The sequence below is a fragment of the Cytobacillus sp. SAFR-174 genome (assembly GCF_051964675.1).
Classification (GTDB): Bacteria; Bacillota; Bacilli; order Bacillales; family Cytobacillaceae; genus Cytobacillus.
The window spans coordinates 66,591-86,491 of the sequence record NZ_JBQCMZ010000012.1 but is presented as its reverse complement, the minus strand read 5'-3'; the positions used below and the strand labels follow the sequence as shown (position 1 = coordinate 86,491).

The following is a 19,901-nucleotide window of genomic DNA, read 5'->3' as shown; positions in this document are numbered from 1 at the left end:
TAATCACCTCATTTTACTAATTGCCACGCCATCCCCAACAGGCAAAATAACTGTATGATATTCAGGATGACTCATTAACCATTTATTAAACACATCAATTTTTCTTACCATATTCCGGATACGTTTATTTTCAATATCTGCTTCACATACAAGGCCTTTGAAAAGGACATTGTCTGTAATAATCACGCCGCCATCTGAGAGAAATCGTGAATAGATTTCAAAGAACCGCTGATATTGGCCTTTTGCTGCATCAATAAATATAGCATCATAGGGTCCGTGCTTTTCAACGTCTTCCACGACTTCCAGGGCATCTCCCTTAATGATGATGATTTGCTCCTTTTTCCCGGCTTCTTCTATATACTTTTCGGCAAGCTGGTAACGTTCAGCATCGCGTTCAATCGTAACAATTTTCGATTCAGGAACTGCGAACGCCATTCTGAGTGCTGAATAGCCGATTGCCGTGCCTACTTCAAGTATCATTTTCGGTTTTTGAATGCGCAAAAGCTGAAGCATCGCTTCGATTCCTGCCAGCTCCATAATTGGAACATTGTGCTCCTTGGCGTACTGCTCCATTTTGTCCAGCAACTGGGATCTTTCAGGTATTATTTCCTCTATATATGCATGCAGCTTATCGTTCATCAAGCTGGCATCACCTCGATCAGATGGAATTTTATTGTCAAGCTGCGGCTTCAGATGCCCTCGCAGTCATGCAGACACTGCCATGGCTTAGTCTGCATTCCCTGAAAAGCAATCGCCTCAGCTTTGCTATTTAGACATGAAAAAATAGCGTTCACAGAAAGGATGTGGAGATGCGCTATGCGGCATTCCGGCTTATGTGAGCCAATATCCATGCTTGTCCGTGATTTACGCTATCGCGAAGCTTATATAAAACACCTGATCTATTTTACCATAAGTAAAAGGGGAATGCTATATCTGCACATTCCCCTTTCACTAATTTAATTATTCGATATATGCTGTGCTTTTTTTTGATTATGCTCATCCAGTGTCTTTGAGAAAAGCACTTCTCCCGTTGATGTGGCCAGGAAATAAAGGTAATCTGTTTCTGCAGGCACCAATGCTGCTTCAATTGAGGAAACCCCGGCATTTGCAATCGGTCCGGGCGTCAGTCCAGGGTACTTATATGTGTTGTATGGTGAGTCGATCTCTAAGTCTTTATATAGGACCCTTGATTTATGTTCACCATGTGCATACAGGACAGTTGGATCTGTCTGCAAAGGCATTCCTGTGTCTATCCGGTTGTAGAAAACACTCGCAATCTGATTACGGTCTACTTTCGCCGTTGCTTCTTCCTCTATGAGCGATGCCATTGTCAATAATTTGTGCGGAGTGTATTCCTGCTTCTCCATATCACCGCTATACTTTTTAATAACTGAAGCCGTTTTATCAAGCATAACTTTAACAATTTCCTCTATAGTCTGATCTTCTTTGTAAAAAGGATAGGTTGCCGGGAATAAGTAACCCTCAAGAGGATATTTAATATTTTCAGCCAGGATTTCATTTGTCAGCAATTCAGGATATTCTGCCATTAAAGATTTAATAAAAGCTTTTTCATTAAGTTTTTTCAACACATCTTCTGGTTTTTTATCAGTTTTTTCTGCAATGATCCCTGCAATCTGCTCAAGCTGTTTTCCCTCTGGAATGGTGATCTTGAATGCAACTTCTTCCATTACCTTACCTGTTTTCAAGCTATCCAGAATCTCCTCCATATTCATGGAAGGCTTCAACTCATATTCTCCTGCCATAAATCCAGCTTCATTTTTAAATTTCACATAATATTTAAAAACACGTGCATCCCTGATAATTCCATTTTCTTCAAGAACAGTGCCGATTCCCGTCACAGATGACCCGATTGGTATCTCTACTTTTCTCGGCTTATTATTATCGGGATCAACAGGCTTTAAAGCTGAATTAATATAAAAATATCCCCCGCCGAGCACTGCAGCAGCTGAGATTAATAATATGATTGCAACTATCAGTACAATTTTACGGACTACTTTTGCTTCGCCTTGCCGCTCAATCATTTTTTCGCGCATTATTTCTTTTTTCTCTTTATGATCGTCTGCCGACATCACATATCCCCCCGTTAAAAAGACGTTGGCTTCTTTGGAAATGAACTAGCATGTTTTCTTGCCAACTGGCCTAAAAAATCGTATTTTCTTTTTGTTTCTGAGACATCACGGGCTTATTATACTATATTTTCTTTTGTAAGTCGCAGGATATTACAAAAACCAAAAAGATTCGCCATTTTTTCCCACATATTGCACCTTCGGTTTATTCCGATCCAGCCGAAAAAAGAAGCAAATAAAAAACTGGCCCGGGGGCCAGTTTTATTAATCTTCCTGCTCTTCAAGGAATGTGTTTAGCATTTCTTCAATTAAATCCCATTCCTCTTCTGTCTCGATCGGCTGCAGTTCGCCGTCCTTGCTGTCTTCGCTTGGGCTGAATGCTGAAGCGTGAATTTCAATTTCTTCATCATCATTTTCATCTGCCCCAATTGGATAATAAAGGACATATGACTTGCCGAATTCTTCCGAATCAAACGTGAACAATACTTCGCAAAGCTGCTCGTTGCCTTCTTCGTCAATTACAGTAATGTTGTTATCTCCATGGTTCATTTCTGTTCACCTCATTAAATTTGGCTATTTAAAAAGCCTTGTAAAATCATGACGGCTGCCATTTTATCAATGACTTTTTTCCGTTTCTTGCGGCTGACATCTGCTTCAAGCAAAACTCTTTCAGCTGCCATTGTTGAGAGACGCTCGTCCCATAATACGACCGGAAGGCCAAAAAGCTTCTCCAGCTCTGAAGCAAAGAACTGGCTGGCTTCACCGCGTGGGCCAATGGTTCCATTCATATTTTTAGGCAAGCCGACAACAATCTTACTGACTTCATGCTCTTTTATTATTTCACCAATTCTTTCAAAACCAAACTCTTTTTCTTCCTCGTTGATTTTGATGGTTTCCAAGCCCTGCGCTGTCCATCCGAACGCATCGCTTAGAGCGACGCCGACTGTCTTAGAGCCGACATCCAGTCCCATAGTCCGCATGTTTACCCCTCACGCTGCTGTTTTAAGTATGATTTAACCAATTCTTCGATGATCTCATCCCGTTCAAGTTTACGGATGATATTGCGTGCATCCTTATGGCGGGGAATGTAAGCCGGATCCCCGGACAGCAGATAACCGACAATTTGATTTATAGGATTATACCCTTTTTCCTGGAGGGCACCATAAACTTGAAACAGAACTTCATTCACATCCTGTTCGATTGGTTCTTCAGGAAAGTTAAACCTCATTGTTTTGTCAAATGAGCTCATATCTTACACCTCGCTTTTCTGTATGAAGGATAGGATAGCTTATATTTGCCGGATTAAATCCGGATCATTACCAGCTTGTCCCCCTCTTCATAACTGTTTGGCCTGCCGCCTGAATAAACAGAGCGATCAATAAATGATCTTGTTCCTGACAGGAAAACATGGTGAAGAACAAGCTGTTTCTTCCTGATGATGAACAATCTCTCTTGGTTACCTCCATTTTACACTACTTTACTGGGATATCAAACGGATTTAACCCATTCTTCTACAAATTGCAGAGCACTTTCAAGTTTTTCCGGGTCTTTTCCGCCAGCCTGAGCCATGTCCGGACGGCCTCCGCCTCCGCCGCCGCATTTTGCAGCAACTTCTTTGACCGCTTTGCCCGCATGGAAGCCTTTTTTGATCAGATCATCTGTCACCCCGGCAATAATATTCACTTTTCCCTCGTTTACACTGCCTAATACAACAACTGCAGATCCGAGTTTTTGTTTTAAATCGTCAGCCATATTGCGCAGGTTATTCATGTCTGATGCCTGGACCTTCTCAGCAAGAACGGTAATGCCATTGACTTCTTTTGCCTTTGATACCAGGCTCCCTGCTTCAATATTGCCCAATTTTGCTGCTAAAGATTCGTTTTCACGCTGCAGCTGCTTCATTTCTCCAAGCAGCACATCAATTCTTGAAGACAAATCTTTTGGATTGGTCTTTAATTTGCCTGAAGCTTCTTTTAATACAGTAATCTGGTCATTCATTAGCTTGTATGCAGATTCGCCAGTTACTGCTTCTATTCTGCGAGTTCCAGCGCCAATTCCGCTTTCCGATTGGATCTTGAACAATCCGATGGAAGCAGTATTCGAAACATGGCATCCGCCGCAAAGCTCAAGACTGTAATCACCAACCTGAACAACCCGGACAATCTTGCCATATTTCTCACCAAATAAAGCCATAGCCCCCATTGCCTTTGCCTCTTCAATGTCCTTGTAGTTGATTTCAACTTCAAGGCTTTGCCAAATTTGTTCGTTGACAATCGCTTCAATTTTCTCAAGCTCTTCAGAAGTAATTTGCCCAAAATGAGAGAAGTCAAAACGCAGGCGATCCGGCCCTACTAAAGAACCAGCCTGGTTAACATGTCCTCCCAAAACATCCTTTAAAGCTTGATGAAGCAAGTGAGTTGCAGTATGATTTTTAATTACCTTTGAACGGATTTGCTCATTTACCGCAGCCAGTACAGATGCTTCAGCCTTCAGCGTTCCTTTTTCAATGACAGCTCTATGAAGGTTTTGTCCATTCGGAGCTTTTTGAACATCCTTAATTGAAACCTTTAATCCTTCTGCTTCAAGAGTTCCCTGGTCAGCAATCTGTCCGCCGCTCTCTGCGTAAAATGGTGTCTCATTCAAGATCAGCTGAATCTCATCACCAGCATGAGCTTCTTCAATTAATTGCCCATCCTTCACAATTGCAGCTATTCTGGCTTCTGTCTGAAGCTTATCATATCCGACAAACTTGCTTTCGGTTTTCAGCTCTCCTAATACACCGCCCTGGACCTGCATGGAATCTACATCCTGACGTGCTGAACGTGCACGCTCACGCTGTCCTTCCATTTCCTTTTCAAATCCGGCATGATCCACTTTCATACCTTCTTCTTCAGCATATTCCTCTGTTAACTCAACCGGGAATCCGTACGTATCATAAAGACGGAAAACGTCTTCACCCTGAATCGTATCGCTGTCTTTTTCCTTTTCTTTCTTGATAACAGATGAAAGAATGGCAAGACCTTCATGAAGTGTTTCATGGAAACGTTCTTCTTCGTTTTTGATGACCTTTTGGATAAATTCTGTTTTTTCTTTTACTTCCGGGTAAAAGTCATGCATAATTTCTCCTGCCACTGGCACCAATTCATACATGAATGGCTCGTTTATATTAATTTGTTTAGCATATCTGACAGCACGGCGAAGCAATCTTCTCAATACATAGCCCCGTCCTTCATTAGAAGGCAGCGCACCGTCACCCACTGCAAATGCCACTGTGCGGATATGGTCTGCAATAACTTTAAATGCAACATCCGTTTCCTTTGATGCTCCATATTTCCGGCCTGAAATTTCTTCTGTTCCCCGGATAATTGGCATAAATAAGTCTGTATCAAAGTTGGTAGGAACATTTTGAACGACAGACGCCATCCGCTCAAGCCCCATCCCGGTATCAATATTTTTCTTAGGCAGCGGCGTATAAGTGCCATCAGGATTATGGTTGAATTCAGAAAACACAAGATTCCAGACTTCTAAATAGCGATCGTTTTCACCGCCGGGATATAGTTCAGGATCTTCTGGGTCATTTCCATATTCAGGACCGCGGTCATAGAAGATCTCTGTATTGGGACCACTTGGGCCTTCTCCGATGTCCCAGAAGTTTCCTTCCAGGCGGATAATCCTCTCTTCCGGCACTCCTACTTTTTCCCGCCAGATGTTAAAAGCTTCATCATCTTCAGGATGAATCGTAACAGAAAGCTTTTCTTCAGCAAAGCCAATCCATTTTTTATCAGTCAAAAACTCCCAAGCCCAGACGATGGCTTCTTCTTTAAAGTAATCACCAATTGAGAAATTGCCCAGCATCTCAAAAAAAGTATGGTGTCTTGCTGTTTTGCCGACATTTTCGATATCGTTGGTACGGATGGATTTTTGGGCATTTGTAATCCTTGGGTTCTCTGGGATGACACGGCCGTCAAAATATTTTTTCAGAGTGGCGACACCACTGTTAATCCAGAGCAGGGAAGGATCCTCGTGAGGAACGAGGGATGCGCTCGGTTCAACAGCGTGCCCTTTCTCTTTAAAGAAATCCAGGAACATTCGGCGTATTTCAGCACCTGATAATTGTTTCATTCTAACCAACCTCCTAAAATATGTAAAAACTTTTAAAAACAACAAAAAAAGCCCTCATCCCTGGACAGGGACGAGAGCTTACTCGCGGTACCACCCTGATTATGGAAGTTAAATGAATAATGCCGGTTCATAGGCAATCTCCCATCTCTCAGATCCTTAACGCGTAAATACGGCAGGGATTAGCTGCACTCAGGATTAGCTTTCTGTTATCCTTCATCTGGAAGTTCTTTCAGCCATGGAACTCCCTCTCTTTTATGAATGCAGCAATGCATTCACGCAGATGGTCTATAACATACTCATTCCGTCAAAATGTTTAATATATACTTTATAGACGAATTATAGCGATTTTCCTTTATTGTTGTCAACATCATGATGAGGTTCCGCTGATTTTTGGCTGTTTATTTTTTGAAAAGTGTTTTTTTGCATGTATGATACTTACTTTAATGACAGCTAAAATCGGAACTGCAATAATCAAGCCCAATATCCCTCCAGCTTCTCCGCCGGCCAGCAGTGCGAGCATAATGAGAAGAGGGTGCATATGAAGACTTTTTCCAACAATCAGGGGTGATAGGATATTCCCCTCAAGGAATTGAAGAACAATAATAATCCCAATTGTTATTACGACCATTTTAACCGATAAAGCTGAAGCAATGATGACAGCCGGAATCGCTCCGATAATTGGGCCAAAATAAGGAATTACATTGGTAACACCTATTATAGTACCCAGCAAAAGAGGATAACGCATATCAAAAACCCAAAATAGCAGAGAAGAAATGGCCCCAATGGCTGCACATACCAGAAGCTGCCCCCTGATATAGCTTCCGAGTGACTTGTCTACATCTCTTAAGATTAACACGCCTTCCTTCCTCCATTTTCTTGGAGTCAAGTACCAGGCAGCTCTTTTCATAATCGAAAAATCTTTAAGAAGATAAAAAGAGATGAAGGGAATAACTGCGATAATCAAAGCATAGTTCAGTACATTCAGAAAAAATGTGATTACTTTTGATAAAAGATTATTTAACCGCTGCTCTATAGCTGCAATAACCTCATCAATCCTGGTCTGCAGGCCATCTGGCCATGTTGATGTTTTACTCTGAATCGTATCGATCCACCCGCGGTACTGATTTGCAAAATGAGGTGCATTTTCCGCCAGATCACGCAATTGATGAATAAAAGCCGGAATCCCTTTATAAAAGATAAGGCCAATTCCCCCGAAGAACAAAAAATATATAATAAAAACGGCAAGCCCCCTGTGAAGGCCCGTTTCATGCAATTTTTCCACGATCGGGTGAAGAAGATAAGTAATAAATGCCCCAATGACAAAAGGAATGAATACGGCAAATACAATTTCCAGAACGGGCATCCATAATGCCTGGAGCTTTAGGAAAACTAAAATCACAATAAACAAGAGAAGCAGAAATCCAAGCCGGTAGTACCATTTCATATGAATATTCAATATGGCCCCCTCCTTGTATTTATTGTGATAGCTTCCATGGGAATTATGCATCTTACTCATTATGAATAGCATGGAGGTGCGAAAAAAAGCTGGCCCTTTTTTAAGAACCAGCCTTGATCATTTAAAATAAAGATTTGGTTATTCTTTTCTGGATGCGTTTCATTTTTCGGCCTGATATCATATTATTCTTTTGGGCATAATTATAAGCAGCCATGCCTGCCCCAAGCATCATTGCAGAGGTTAATATTTTGTTCAAAACTGGCTCACCTCTTCCGTTAATTCTTACGAAAGAAACCGGCGCTCTTCTTCTTCAAATAAATCATCAAGGGAACTGAGCGTACCATCTTCCTCTACTTGATGGGTGTTAATGATCCCTTTGGACAAGGAAAGTTCAATAAAGCAATTCCAGCAATAATATTGGTTAATCCCGATTTTACCAATATCTTTGCTCTGGCAATTTGGACATTTCAGCACGAAAAAGACACCTCACTATTTTACATTTACAATTATGGCGTCTTTTCCAATTGCAGGCGGGTCATCGGTTTTTATGACACGTTTTCCTTCCAGCACATCTGAAAAGAAGCCATCCGACAGTTCGTACCCTACAATCGTGCCCAATTCTTCCTTAAAGTATACATCCTCAAGCAAACCCAGCCGTTCTCCTTCCCGGCTCATAATCATTTTGCCGGTTAACCGATTATGGGTCTCACATGTATAATCCTCATGTTTAGGAATTGCCTGCAGAACAGAGGTATCTTCAATCATCACTCCATCCCACCCGAAAGATGCCACGTCTTCAATATTGATGATATAGTTTTTTTTCAGAAATGCGCCCTTTCGCAGCAGTAATCCCTGAACTTTTCCGGTTCCTGAAATGGATAAATCACAGATATCGCCTGCTTTATTGCCGGTTTTCAACTCAAACACCGGCAGGCCTTTTAATAAAGAAAATGTCCGCAAAGAGAATCCCGCCTTCCCGAACATTTATAGTTTTCACTGTCCCGAAAAAAACATAACGGAAAACCATTGCCATGGGTGCCAAAAAGTATTGTTAAGAACGGATTAGAAAGCCTGCATAAGCCTACTTTCTGCTGTACCTTGGCTTATTAAAACGCTCGCTGCGCTCCCCGCCGTCTGACAGTTCCTCTGAAAACTCATAGTCCTGCCGCGGCTGTTTGCGGCGTTTTACTCCATGGAGATTGAGAAGAGAAGTTCTGCTTTTCTTTTCCACACTTATCTCTCCTTTATATATTTAGATTAAACCGCCAAATTGCATGTCTACTGTTTAGATATACAAAAAGAACAGTCTTTTATTGTAGACTGCTCTTCTTAGCTATATTCCTTTTCCAAAAAATCATACGGTGTTATATTTCCCATTCCAATCATTGGATCGGCTTGGAGAAGCCTTTCTTCGAGAGAAAGTGTTTCCGTAAGTGAAGACTCAGCTGTATCCTCAAGCCCTGTTTCATCATTAAATAGGATTGCATCTCTCAGCTTTTCAGAAAGAGTGGTCAGGCGGGCCTGTTCATCCGCACGTTCCACACCTATTTTTAATGCATCTTCTTCGCCGCACAATATCAAAAATTGTCTGCTGCGGGTAATGGCGGTATAAAGGAGATTTCTTCTCAGCATCCTGTAATAGCTTTTAACAACAGGCATAATGACAATCGGAAATTCACTTCCCTGCGATTTATGGACAGAGCAGCAGTAGGCATGAGTGATCTGGTTCAAATCCTGTCTTGTATATGTAGCTTCCGCACCATCGAAGGATACGACAATCATATCCTGTTTTTCCGTATTTTCCTTTGCGTAAAAAATAGATATAATTTCACCCATATCCCCGTTAAAAACATTGTTCTCAGGCTGGTTGACAAGTTGAAGGACCTTATCGCCAATTCTGTATTTCACATCACCAAAGGACAGCTCTTTCCTCGATCCATCGGGATTTGGATTCAGTATTTCCTGCAGTATTTCGTTTAGTCTGTCGATGCCTGCAGGTCCGCGGTACATTGGGGCAAGCACCTGAATATCTTTTGATGAATAACCTTTCTTTTTGGCATTAAGGACAACCTTTTCAACAACATCAGCAATTTGGCCCGGCTGGCATTTGATAAATGAACGGTCCGATTGCTGCGCAGTGATGTTCGCAGGAAGCTTGCCTTTTTTCATTTCATGTGCCAGTTCAATAATTGAAGACCCTTCAGCCTGCCTGTATATATCTGTTAAACGGACAGTTGGAATGCGTTCTGAGCGCAAAAGATCCTTCAAAACCTGGCCGGGACCCACTGAAGGCAGCTGGTCTTCATCACCAACCAGTATCACTTGCATATTTTCAGGAAGAGCCTTGAAAAGCTGATTTGCAAGCCAAACATCAACCATTGATGTCTCATCTACAATTAAAATCCTGCCTTCTAACGGACTCTCCTCGTGCCGGTCAAATCCTTCAGACCCATTCCAGCCAAGAAGACGGTGAATCGTTACAGCGGGCAGCCCTGTTGATTCTGCCATCCGTTTTGCAGCCCTTCCTGTAGGGGCTGCCAGCAGGAAGGGAAAGGGCTCTTCCTTTTTATAATCTTTCGCTTCCAGGGAGCAGCCATGCAGCTCGGCATATAACTCAACAATCCCCTTAATAACGGTTGTTTTTCCTGTCCCCGGCCCGCCGGTCAATATCAGCATAGGCGACATAAGAGCTGTTTGAATGGCTTCCTTTTGGGTTGGGGCATATTGGACACCCAGGCGCTCCTCCAAATTTCCAAGGGCCAAAAGAAATTCTGACTCCGGAAACTGTTCATCATACTGGGTTTGCTTTAGGATCCGCTTAATATTGGTAACTAGTCCCTTTTCGGAATAATAAAGAGATGGAAGGAAAATTTTTTGGCCTTCAGCCATGATCTTCCCTTCCTCTTCAAGCTTAATCAGTTCATTGGATATATCCCTGAATTCAATCGAATCACGCTTATTTTCTTCCAGCAGCTTCTTCACACTTTGCAAAAGAGGCTTTGCTTCAATATAAACATGTCCTGCCTGCATACTCTCCGTTTCCAGTATGTAGAGGCAGGCAGCTTTTATACGGTCAGGATGATTGCCTGATATGCCAATTTGATACCCCAGCTCGTCAGCACGGCCAAATCCGACCCCTTCTATATCCTCAACAAGCTTATAAGGGTTATTTTGAACGACTTCAATTGTCATTTCTTTATATACCTGATAAATCCTCATGGAAAGCTGCGGGCCAAACCCATATTGATTAAGAGCGATCATGGCTTGCTCAAGGCCCTGGTGTTCCATCAGCGTATCGTAAAGCAATTTAGCTTTTTCAGGTGACAGCTTGGGAACACTATCGAGCAGGGACGGCTGATTTAGAATACGAGTAATCGCATCTTCTCCAAGTGTCTCCACGATTTGCTCGGCTGTTTTCTTGCCAATCCCTTTAAATAATTCACTTGATAAATAATTGGCTACTCCTTGTTTCGTCTGGGGAAGATCTTTCCTGTAATGGCTGGCATGGAATTGGATGCCGAACTTAGGATGGTCTTTGAATTCACCATAAAAAATATAGGTTTCATGCTCATGCATCTTTGGCAGATAGCCAGTGATGACCGCTTCTTTTTCATCATAAGAGTCATTCGTTTCATCAACCCTAATGCGCACAACCGTATATAAGTTTTGCTCATTATGAAAGATTGTGACCAGATGTCTGCCCTTTATGAACTTCCCCTGTTCGGCAAAAAGATCCATGGAATCCTGTTTTTCCATTTCTATTCCCTCCCCTGAAAACAACTTAATTCAATTCGCTGCCGCCCTTTTCAATCAGCTTTTTTCCATAGCCCGCAAGCATATGGTCCGGCTGAATTTCCAGTGCTTTATTAAAGTAAGCAAGTGCTCTATTTTCGTCTTCCTTAAATCCATATGCTACTCCAAGATTGTAATAAGCATCTGCATGCTCCGGCTCAATTTCAATGCACTTTTTCATTTGCCCGATCGCTTCATCAATGTAATCCAGCTGTGCCAGACATAATCCATATTGGAAATGTGCTTCGGCGTCATTTTCATTTAACTCCGCGCTTCGCTGCAAATAAGGCAAAGCCAGTCTGCCCTGGTCAAGGGCTATTAGGGACATGCCAAGCATGAAGAAATTATCTGCGGTATCCAGGCCTTTTTGCAATGCTGTTTCAAACATCTTTTTAGCCTCATCAAACTGCTGTAATTCATAATATAAATTTCCCGCACTGTAGTAAGCAGCACCGGCATTTTCATCAAGACCTATTGCTTTCTCATATAACTTCAGCGCTTTTTCATTTTCTCCAACTGCAGATAGCACATTTCCAAAGTTAATATATGAAACAGGATCTGAAGGATTCTCTTCAATTGCTTCCATAAAGACCTTCGCTGCTTCTTCCCATTTTCCTTCTTGCATATATTGAATACCCATTTGGTTTTTATCCATAATTCATCACTCCATTCAAATCAAAGTATAGCATAATTGAATTCACCTTTTCCGCTGTCTTCTATTCCCGTAATAAAACCCCGATCCTTTGATAAGAATCGGGGTCCGTCTTTTCTTAACCGACATAATCCAGCTTTTTGCCATCCTTGAATATTTCATCAATTGTTCCTCCGCCAAGGCACTCGTCTCCATTATAAAAGACAACCGCCTGACCAGGGGTAACAGCCCGAATTGGCTCCTCAAAAACAACTTTGACCTTGCCATCTTCAAGTATTTGAACCTTTACCCTGCTGTCAGCCTGACGATATCGAAACTTAGCCGTACATTCAAATTCCTGCGGCTGTTCTGAATTTGTTACCCAGCTGCTATTAACAGCAATAATGGAGTCTGAATAGAGCATTTCATTGTGGAAGCCTTGTCCAACATACAAGACATTTCTCTTCAGGTCTTTACCGATGGCAAACCAGGGTTCACCTGCACCGCCAATGCCAAGTCCATGCCGCTGCCCGATGGTATAGTACATAAGGCCATCATGCTTGCCGACAACTTTTCCGTCCATGGTTTCCATGTTTCCGGGCTGCGCCGGAAGGTAATTCCCAAGGAACTCCTTGAAGTTGCGTTCACCAATAAAGCAGATGCCTGTACTGTCTTTCTTTGCTGCAGTTGCCAGACCGGCTTCCTTTGCCAGTTCACGAACTTTTGATTTTTCAATATCGCCAATCGGGAACATCACTTTCTCAAGCTGATCCTGTGTCAACTGGTTCAGGAAATAGGTTTGGTCCTTATTATCATCAAGACCTCTCAGCATTTTATATTCGCCATCTCTGAATTCCACACGTGCATAGTGTCCTGTCGCCAGATAGTCGGCGCCAAGGTTCATAGCATGTTCAAGGAATGCCTTAAATTTAATTTCTTTATTGCACATAACATCAGGATTAGGCGTCCGCCCTGCCTTGTATTCTTCAAGAAAGTAGGTAAATACTTTATCCCAATATTGCTTTTCGAAGTTGACTGCGTAATATGGGATGCCGATTTGGTTGCATACTCGGATGACATCATTGTAGTCCTCTGTAGCGGTACAAACACCATTTTCGTCTGTATCATCCCAGTTTTTCATGAAGATGCCGATTACATCGTAACCCTGTTCTTTCAAAAGCAGGGCCGCCACAGAAGAATCAACACCTCCGGACATACCAACCACTACCCGGGTATCCTTTGGATCTTTATTCATCTATTTCACCTCAAATCTTCAGAAACCACGCTTAGACTTGCATGTTTCCAATATCTTAATCTATTTAGCCAGCCGTTTCACGATTTTAGCTGTTTGTTCTGCTGCTTGTTCGACTTGTTCTTTTGTATTAAAAAGGCCGAAGCTGAAACGGATGGAATTTTGCAGTTTTTCTGATCCTTTTCCAAACATGCTGACAAGTACATGGGATGGATCGATGGAGCCTGCAGTACAGGCCGACCCGCTTGATGCTGCTATACCAGCCAAATCAAGATTAACCAGCATGGCTTCAACATTCGTCCCGGGAAAGCTTAAGTTTAAAACATGAGGAAGGGAATAATCAAGCAATCCGTTCAGTTCAAAAACAGCATCTTCCTGCTTCAGTTTATCCATGAACAGCATCTTAAAAGAATGCAGTTCTTCCCGCTTAGCTTCCATCTCCTTCTGAGTGATCCGGACAGCCTCCTGGAAGCCTGCAATAGATGGAACATTTTCCGTTCCTGCCCGGCGCTTCCTTTCTTGTTCACCGCCAAATAGCCGTGAAGAAAGCTTCACATCAGGATGGGCATATAAAAAGCCGATCCCTTTTGGGCCATTGATTTTATGGGCGGAGACGGATAGCAAATCCACTCTCAATTCCTGCACATCAATTTTTTCAAGTCCATAAGCCTGAACAGCATCGGTATGGAATTTCGCAGGATGCTCTGCCAATAACCCGCCTATTTCCTTAATCGGCTGAAGAGTCCCTATTTCATTATTTCCGTACATGATCGTTACAAGTATGGTATCCTCCCGCAAAGCATCTTCTACGTCCTTTACAGAAACACGCCCATTTGGATCAACAGGCAAATACGTTACCTCAAAATCCTGTCTTTCAAGCTCCTCACATGCATGCAAAACCGCATGATGTTCAATTTGAGTTGTGATAATGTGTTTGCCCCTATGGCGGCAGGATTCAGCCGTTCCAAAAATCGCATGATTATCAGCTTCTGTTCCTCCGCCTGTAAAAATAATATCATTGGCTTTTGCACCAATACTGTTTGCTAAAGCAGATCTTGCTTCATCGACAATATGACGTGCACTCCTCCCGAAATAATGGATGCTTGAGGGATTTCCATATTCAGATTTCATGACTTCAGTCATCCGATCAATCACTACCGGATGCATTGGTGAAGTCGCTGCATGATCAAGGTATATTCTTTCCAAATTAGTTCACCTACTTTATTTCGTCCTGCTGCTTGTATTTTCCACAAAAATTATTCTCTGATTAAGGCCTAAATATAAAACATATAAGCATCCGATTCTCCGTTATCTGTATGGCTGGCAAGATCTTCAAGCGTTGTGTTATCAAGCACATCTTTCACAGCATCACGAATTCGCATCCACAGTTCTCTCTTTGCAGGCTCCTCGTCTTCAATTCCTTCCACTGGACTAATCGGTCCTTCCAGAACTCTGATGATATCCCCAGCGGTAATTTTTGTCGGCTCTTTGCCTAAGATATATCCGCCGTATGCACCGCGGATGCTTTTAACAAGACCGGCGTTTCGAAGTGGAGCAATAAGCTGCTCCAGATAGTGCTCGGACAGATCATTCGTCTGGGCAATCGATTTTAACGAAGTGGGACCTTCTCCATGCTTTTTAGCTAATTCAATCATTATAGTTAAACCATAACGGCCTTTAGTAGATATTTTCATCAGCTTGCACCTCTATCCTTTTCTTTAAGCATTTGATTCGCATAAATATCCTTTTCTTTAAGCTTTGCCAAAAATCGGTCAGTTAAAGCCTGGCACTGCGGCAAAGCTGCTCCGACAATTGGACCGACTGCCAAACTGAGCACAATGGTTCCCCAAAAAACAGGTCCTCCCAGCTGCCATCCAACTGTCAGCACAGCAATTTCCATTAAGGCTCTGACATTTCTAATCTTCCAGCCGGTTTTTGCTGTCAATGCAATCATCAGGCTATCCCTCGGCCCGGCTCCGAGCTGAGCCGAAATATATAGCCCCATCCCATAGCAATAAACAACTATGCCAGAACCAAACATGGCTATTTTCCCCGCAAGCCCATTTGGTGTCTGCATAAACGGCAAAAGCAAATATGCGTCAATAAACAGACCAATCAGTATCATATTCAAGAATGCACCGGCCTGTGGAAATTCCTTTGAAATCAGTGCTGCAGCAGCTAATATGAAAATCCCGACAATGATGGACCAGCTGCCTATTGTCAGTCCAAGCTGGTAGTACAGCCCAACATGCAGAACATCCCAGGGAGTTGCCCCAATATCAGCTACTATTAACAAAACAATACCCAGGCTCATGACAAGCAGTCCTGTTAGATACACCAAAAACCTGGGACCGATTTGCCCTTTATTTTTCAATAACATGTCCCCAACGCTCCCCGCATGACCTGCAAAAATATATTAAGTTTTAATCCTTAGTAAGATTATAGACTTTTGACATTATAGCATATTTTAGGGAGAAAAGGGGCGCGAGGGATTGACTCCCGGACGCTGGCAATGGCGGTTTAATTGATTTCACAGCAGGAAATGTTATGGTATCTTAAATAGAAAGCGGAAGCTTTGCTGAAAATTGATAGGCAGACTGCAAACTGCCGGCAAAAGGCTGGAGTGATAACTTTGAACATTAAACCTCTTGCATTCCGGATGAGGCCGAGAACGATAGATGAAATCATCGGCCAGGAACATCTTGTTTCAGAAGGAAAAATTATTTATCGCATGGTGCAGGCTAAGCAGCTCTCATCGATGATTCTGTATGGGCCTCCAGGTATAGGCAAGACGTCGATTGCAAGTGCCATTGCTGGAAGCACCCAATATGCTTTCCGCACTTTAAATGCAGTGACTAATAATAAAAAAGATATGGAAGTGGTAGCGGCAGAGGCAAAAATGTCGGGTAAGGTCATTCTGCTGCTGGATGAAGTCCATAGGCTTGATAAAGGCAAACAGGATTTTCTGCTCCCCTATCTGGAAAATGGCAGCATCACTTTAATTGGCGCCACAACCAGCAACCCATATCATGCAATAAACCCTGCGATCAGAAGCCGGTGTCAAATTTTTGAACTGAAGCCGCTGTCTGCAGATGAAATTAAAAAAGCACTGGCAAGAGCCTTGCAGGATAAGGAACGGGGCATCGGCAATAAACAAACCGCTGTTACCGATGAAGCTCTAACTCATCTGGCCACGGCTTCAAATGGCGATGTCAGAAGCTCGCTTAATGCCTTGGAACTGGCTGTGCTTTCAACAAAAGAGGATGAAGAAGGCATCATTAAGATTGACTTGTCCATTGCCGAGGAATGCATTCAGCGCAAAAGCTTTACACACGATAAAGACGGGGACGCCCATTACGATGTATTATCAGGCTTTCAAAAGTCTATCCGCGGAAGCGACGTAAATGCTGCACTTCACTATTTGGGCAGATTAATTGAAGCAGGCGATCTGCAGAGTATAAGCAGAAGACTGCTGGTTATTGCCTATGAAGATATCGGCCTGGCATCACCCCAAGCCGGAGCCAGGACTCTCGCAGCCGTCGAAACAGCCGAGAGAATTGGATTTCCTGAAGCAAGGATACCGCTTGCAAATGCGGTCATAGAGCTTTGCTTATCTCCAAAATCCAATTCTGCATACAAAGCTTTGGATTCTGCAATTGCAGACATTCGTGCAGGCAAAAGCGGTGAAGTCCCCGATCATTTGAAGGACGCCCACTACAAAGGAGCAAAAGAGCTTGGCAGAGGCATCGGCTATCTGTACCCTCACGATTATGAAACAGGCTGGGTCAAACAGCAGTACTTGCCGGACAGAATAAAAAACAAGGTATACTATCAGCCTAAGAAAACAGGCAAATTTGAACAGGCATTAGCATCGATTTATGAAAAACTCCTTAAATAGCAAAAGGTCTGGCAGCGATGCCAGACCTTTTCTTATTTACTTCTAAGCAGAAACATCTCTTTTATTAAATACATAAAATGCAAGCACCTGGAAAAGCAGGAAGTAGATAAGAATAATCATGATCGAAAATCCAAGTGTCATTCCCTGAACCATTGGCACTCCTTCGAAATATTGAAGAAGATCTGTATTGGCAAAAAGGCTGTACTTTGCCCAATCATACTTCATGGCAATCAGCCTTGTGACTTGGCCTCCCATAAACATCAGAAACAGCGAAAGTCCGATTGCCAGAGAGCTATTCCTGAAAACTGCGGAAATCATAAAAGCCATGGTTGCAAGCATAAGCATGTTAATGGATTTAAGGCCATAATAAGCTATCAGATGAAGTCCCATGCTTTGCTCTTCCACAGTACCATTGTAATAATATAAATAAGGAATTGCTTTTTCAGGGAATCCAAAGAGTAGACCGCCCAGAAGTGCTGAATATCCGAAGAGGACGGCCAGCAGCATCAGACCGAACAAAATCACGGTAATATACTTTGCTCCGAGGATTTTCACTCTTTTGATAGGCCTAATCAAAAGAAGTTTGATGGTTCCCCAGCTAAACTCACTTGCCACAATCCCTCCGGCAATGATGATGGTAAACAGGCCGGCAAATTCAATCAGCTGTGAGGTATCGGATACAAATCCCCAGAAAGAGTATTCCTCATTCGGTGAAATATCATGCTGAATTCGGTATTCATTAAGGGCAATCTCCCTCTGATACTGTTCCTTCATATCTCTGGGAACCGTTTCTCCCATCTCTTCAAGCTGTTTTTGATAGCTTTCGTTTTGAGTCTGCAAACCCCTTTTCCATTCCGTATTATCCGGCACCGTTCCCCCGCTTTCCTGATATTTTATAAAGGCACCTGCAACAGTCGTCATGATTAAAAGCAGTCCAATCATGACATAAGTCCCCGGACGCCTAAAAATCTTCATCCATTCATTTTGAATCAGCCCGAGCATGTTCGGCACCTCCCTTGTACTCAGTAACTTCCAGGAAGCGATCTTCCAATGTTTTGGTTACTTCTCGGACAGAGAATATTTTAATATCTGCCCGGACAAACTCCTTTACCATCTCAGGTATGCCTTCACGGACGAGCGGAAGGAGCACGCTGTTTTCAGTGACCTGTATAGGCAATTCAGGGTATATATCCATTAACATTCTTTGCGCTTTGTCAGGGTCATCCACTTCCACTTCATAAACTTTTTCTTTACCCTGTACAAAATCACTGATGTGCTGAACATCAATCAATTTCCCGTTTTGAATAATGCCGATTCTGTCGCACATCATTTCCATTTCCGATAATAAATGGCTGGAAACAATAACAGCCATTTCTCTGTCTCTCGCAAGCATCCTCAGATGATCCCGAATCTCCCTGATGCCTGCCGGATCAAGTCCATTCGTAGGCTCATCCAGAACAAGGATTTTGGGATCATGCAAAAGACACTGCGCCAGACCAAGTCTCTGCCTCATTCCAAGTGAGTATGTCCTCACTTTATCATGAATCCGTTCTGTCAGGCCTACCAGCTCGACAGTCTCATCAATCTTCTCCTTTGTCACACCTTTTGACATTCGTGCATAATGGATAAGATTCTGATAACCTGACAAAAACTTATACATCTCAGGATTTTCTACAATGGCTCCAATATGGGAAACCGCCTTTTCAAAATCTGCTTTAATGCTGCTTCCAAGAATTTTTATGTCTCCAGAAGTAATGCCGATCAAGCCCACCAGCATTCGGATAGTGGTGGTTTTCCCTGCACCGTTTGGGCCAAGGAAACCGAATACCTCTCCCTTTTTCACGTCAAAGCTGACAGAATCAATAATCGTTCTTCCTTTTATCACTTTTGTAACTTCCTGTATCTCTACAAGAGTATCCATGTTTTCATCCTCCTCCCAGCTAGTAATGTATTGTCCGTTTTGCAGACGTATTTAAGGCTGGGATCAAAATTAGATTTGCTCCTTGCTATTTTACCTTTCTCCGCTTGAGAATGGAATATTTTCATCTATTAGGGTGACGATAAGTCTAACAATCGTATTTTCGAGGTGATCAAAGAAATGAATGAACGGAAAGACTTATGGAAGCCGGAAGAGGATCAATTACTCGAAGAGACAGTACTTGAATACACATCAAATGGCGACTCAAAAGCATCAGCCTTTAAAAAGGCAAGTACAGAGCTGGGCCGGACAGTTTCAGCCTGCCAATATCGCTGGAACATGGTTATAACAAAAAGGGAAAGTTATGTATCTGAAGAAAACCCAAGGAATACTGCAGGCATTCAAACCCATGAAACTTCTGGTACTGTTCTGCCCGCCAACTTGGCTCAAGTCATACACTTCTTAAAAAACTTCGCAAAAACTCAGCCTGATCCGGAACAAATTAAGGAAAATAAACGTCTGCACGAAGAACAAGTGCACTTAAAACTTCAAAATGAGCAGTTAATTAAAAGGTTGCAGGAAAAAGAATCGGAAAATAAAAATCAGCTTTTGCAATATGAGGAAATGGCAAGCATCCTGAAAGAAGCAGACCAGCTGCTGAAGAATGACAGCATAAAAGAGAAAAGAGCTGTTCATTAACTGAAGGGATTTAAGTACATTTAAATACGCAAAGACCGGCCTGCAG

Annotated in this window: 22 protein-coding genes; 2 read left to right on the top strand and 20 right to left on the bottom strand. The window is 42.6% G+C overall.

Annotation, left to right across the window (positions count from 1 at the left end; genetic code table 11):
• Window positions 1-3: 3 nt before the first annotated feature.
• The 18 genes from ACTHRG_RS13815 to ACTHRG_RS13730 all read right to left on the bottom strand — a co-directional run bounded on the left by ACTHRG_RS13815 (window position 4) and on the right by ACTHRG_RS13730 (window position 15,720).
• Window positions 4-639 carry an O-methyltransferase gene (locus ACTHRG_RS13815; protein WP_440231391.1) on the bottom strand — a complete coding sequence of 212 codons (636 nt, stop codon included), beginning with the start codon at window positions 637-639 and terminating at the stop codon, window positions 4-6.
• A 317-nt stretch (window positions 640-956) separates the two neighbouring features.
• Window positions 957-2,090, bottom strand: a complete 1,134-nt coding sequence (gene mltG / locus ACTHRG_RS13810; protein WP_440231370.1) for an endolytic transglycosylase MltG — start codon at window positions 2,088-2,090, stop codon at window positions 957-959.
• A gap of 261 nt (window positions 2,091-2,351) precedes the next feature.
• Window positions 2,352-2,636 carry a DUF1292 domain-containing protein gene (locus ACTHRG_RS13805; protein WP_076257409.1) on the bottom strand — a complete coding sequence of 95 codons (285 nt, stop codon included), beginning with the start codon at window positions 2,634-2,636 and terminating at the stop codon, window positions 2,352-2,354.
• A gap of 14 nt (window positions 2,637-2,650) precedes the next feature.
• A complete protein-coding gene (ruvX, locus tag ACTHRG_RS13800; protein WP_048010335.1) occupies window positions 2,651-3,067 on the bottom strand; it encodes a Holliday junction resolvase RuvX in 417 nt (138 codons plus the stop codon).
• A 2-nt stretch (window positions 3,068-3,069) separates the two neighbouring features.
• Window positions 3,070-3,336, bottom strand: a complete 267-nt coding sequence (locus ACTHRG_RS13795; protein WP_009333061.1) for an IreB family regulatory phosphoprotein — start codon at window positions 3,334-3,336, stop codon at window positions 3,070-3,072.
• Window positions 3,337-3,389: 53 nt separating this feature from the next.
• Window positions 3,390-3,533 (bottom strand): hypothetical protein, encoded by a 144-nt coding sequence (locus tag ACTHRG_RS13790; protein ID WP_175609064.1) that lies wholly within the window; start codon window positions 3,531-3,533, stop codon window positions 3,390-3,392.
• Between the two features lie 42 nt (window positions 3,534-3,575).
• A complete protein-coding gene (gene alaS, locus ACTHRG_RS13785) occupies window positions 3,576-6,209 on the bottom strand; it encodes an alanine--tRNA ligase (RefSeq protein ID WP_440231369.1) in 2,634 nt (877 codons plus the stop codon).
• A gap of 367 nt (window positions 6,210-6,576) precedes the next feature.
• On the bottom strand, window positions 6,577-7,665 hold the full coding sequence (locus tag ACTHRG_RS13780; protein WP_440231368.1) for an AI-2E family transporter: 1,089 nt from the start codon (window positions 7,663-7,665) through the stop codon (window positions 6,577-6,579).
• A 121-nt stretch (window positions 7,666-7,786) separates the two neighbouring features.
• Window positions 7,787-7,921 carry a YrzQ family protein gene (locus tag ACTHRG_RS13775; RefSeq protein ID WP_076257406.1) on the bottom strand — a complete coding sequence of 45 codons (135 nt, stop codon included), beginning with the start codon at window positions 7,919-7,921 and terminating at the stop codon, window positions 7,787-7,789.
• Window positions 7,922-7,947: 26 nt separating this feature from the next.
• Window positions 7,948-8,139, bottom strand: coding sequence for a hypothetical protein (locus ACTHRG_RS13770; protein ID WP_035331236.1), 192 nt, complete (start codon window positions 8,137-8,139; stop codon window positions 7,948-7,950).
• Window positions 8,140-8,154: 15 nt separating this feature from the next.
• Complete coding sequence (locus ACTHRG_RS13765) at window positions 8,155-8,625, bottom strand: PRC-barrel domain-containing protein (RefSeq protein ID WP_076257405.1); 471 nt, start codon at window positions 8,623-8,625, stop codon at window positions 8,155-8,157.
• A gap of 121 nt (window positions 8,626-8,746) precedes the next feature.
• Window positions 8,747-8,896 carry a hypothetical protein gene (locus ACTHRG_RS13760; protein WP_175609063.1) on the bottom strand — a complete coding sequence of 50 codons (150 nt, stop codon included), beginning with the start codon at window positions 8,894-8,896 and terminating at the stop codon, window positions 8,747-8,749.
• A 98-nt stretch (window positions 8,897-8,994) separates the two neighbouring features.
• On the bottom strand, window positions 8,995-11,421 hold the full coding sequence (gene recD2 / locus ACTHRG_RS13755; RefSeq protein WP_440231367.1) for an SF1B family DNA helicase RecD2: 2,427 nt from the start codon (window positions 11,419-11,421) through the stop codon (window positions 8,995-8,997).
• A gap of 25 nt (window positions 11,422-11,446) precedes the next feature.
• Entirely contained in the window at window positions 11,447-12,112 is a 666-nt protein-coding gene (locus ACTHRG_RS13750) for a tetratricopeptide repeat protein (protein WP_440231366.1), read from the bottom strand.
• Window positions 12,113-12,227: 115 nt separating this feature from the next.
• Window positions 12,228-13,343, bottom strand: a complete 1,116-nt coding sequence (mnmA, locus tag ACTHRG_RS13745) for a tRNA 2-thiouridine(34) synthase MnmA (protein ID WP_440231365.1) — start codon at window positions 13,341-13,343, stop codon at window positions 12,228-12,230.
• Between the two features lie 60 nt (window positions 13,344-13,403).
• Window positions 13,404-14,546, bottom strand: coding sequence for a cysteine desulfurase family protein (locus ACTHRG_RS13740; RefSeq protein ID WP_440231364.1), 1,143 nt, complete (start codon window positions 14,544-14,546; stop codon window positions 13,404-13,406).
• 68 nt (window positions 14,547-14,614) lie between these two features.
• The gene (gene cymR / locus ACTHRG_RS13735; RefSeq protein ID WP_076257400.1) at window positions 14,615-15,034 is read right to left on the bottom strand and encodes a cysteine metabolism transcriptional regulator CymR; all 420 of its coding nucleotides are present in this window, start codon (window positions 15,032-15,034) and stop codon (window positions 14,615-14,617) included.
• On the bottom strand, window positions 15,034-15,720 hold the full coding sequence (locus tag ACTHRG_RS13730; RefSeq protein ID WP_076257399.1) for a YczE/YyaS/YitT family protein: 687 nt from the start codon (window positions 15,718-15,720) through the stop codon (window positions 15,034-15,036). Before ACTHRG_RS13730 ends, cymR begins: the two co-directional genes overlap by 1 nt.
• Before the next feature lie 252 nt (window positions 15,721-15,972).
• On the opposite strand from ACTHRG_RS13730, the gene ACTHRG_RS13725 reads away from it, so the two are divergent.
• The gene (locus ACTHRG_RS13725; RefSeq protein WP_440231363.1) at window positions 15,973-17,238 is read left to right on the top strand and encodes a replication-associated recombination protein A; all 1,266 of its coding nucleotides are present in this window, start codon (window positions 15,973-15,975) and stop codon (window positions 17,236-17,238) included.
• 42 nt (window positions 17,239-17,280) lie between these two features.
• Here ACTHRG_RS13725 and ACTHRG_RS13720 read toward each other — a convergent pair whose 3' ends face one another.
• Entirely contained in the window at window positions 17,281-18,240 is a 960-nt protein-coding gene (locus ACTHRG_RS13720) for an ABC transporter permease (RefSeq protein WP_440231362.1), read from the bottom strand.
• Entirely contained in the window at window positions 18,218-19,159 is a 942-nt protein-coding gene (locus ACTHRG_RS13715; protein WP_440231361.1) for an ABC transporter ATP-binding protein, read from the bottom strand. The genes ACTHRG_RS13720 and ACTHRG_RS13715 overlap by 23 nt, the downstream gene beginning before the upstream one ends.
• A 177-nt stretch (window positions 19,160-19,336) precedes the next feature.
• Here ACTHRG_RS13715 and ACTHRG_RS13710 point away from each other — a divergent pair, with 177 nt between their 5' ends.
• Window positions 19,337-19,855: a hypothetical protein gene (locus ACTHRG_RS13710; protein WP_440231360.1), complete on the top strand. Its 519-nt coding sequence runs from the start codon at window positions 19,337-19,339 to the stop codon at window positions 19,853-19,855.
• The last annotated feature ends 46 nt before the right edge of the window (window positions 19,856-19,901 follow it).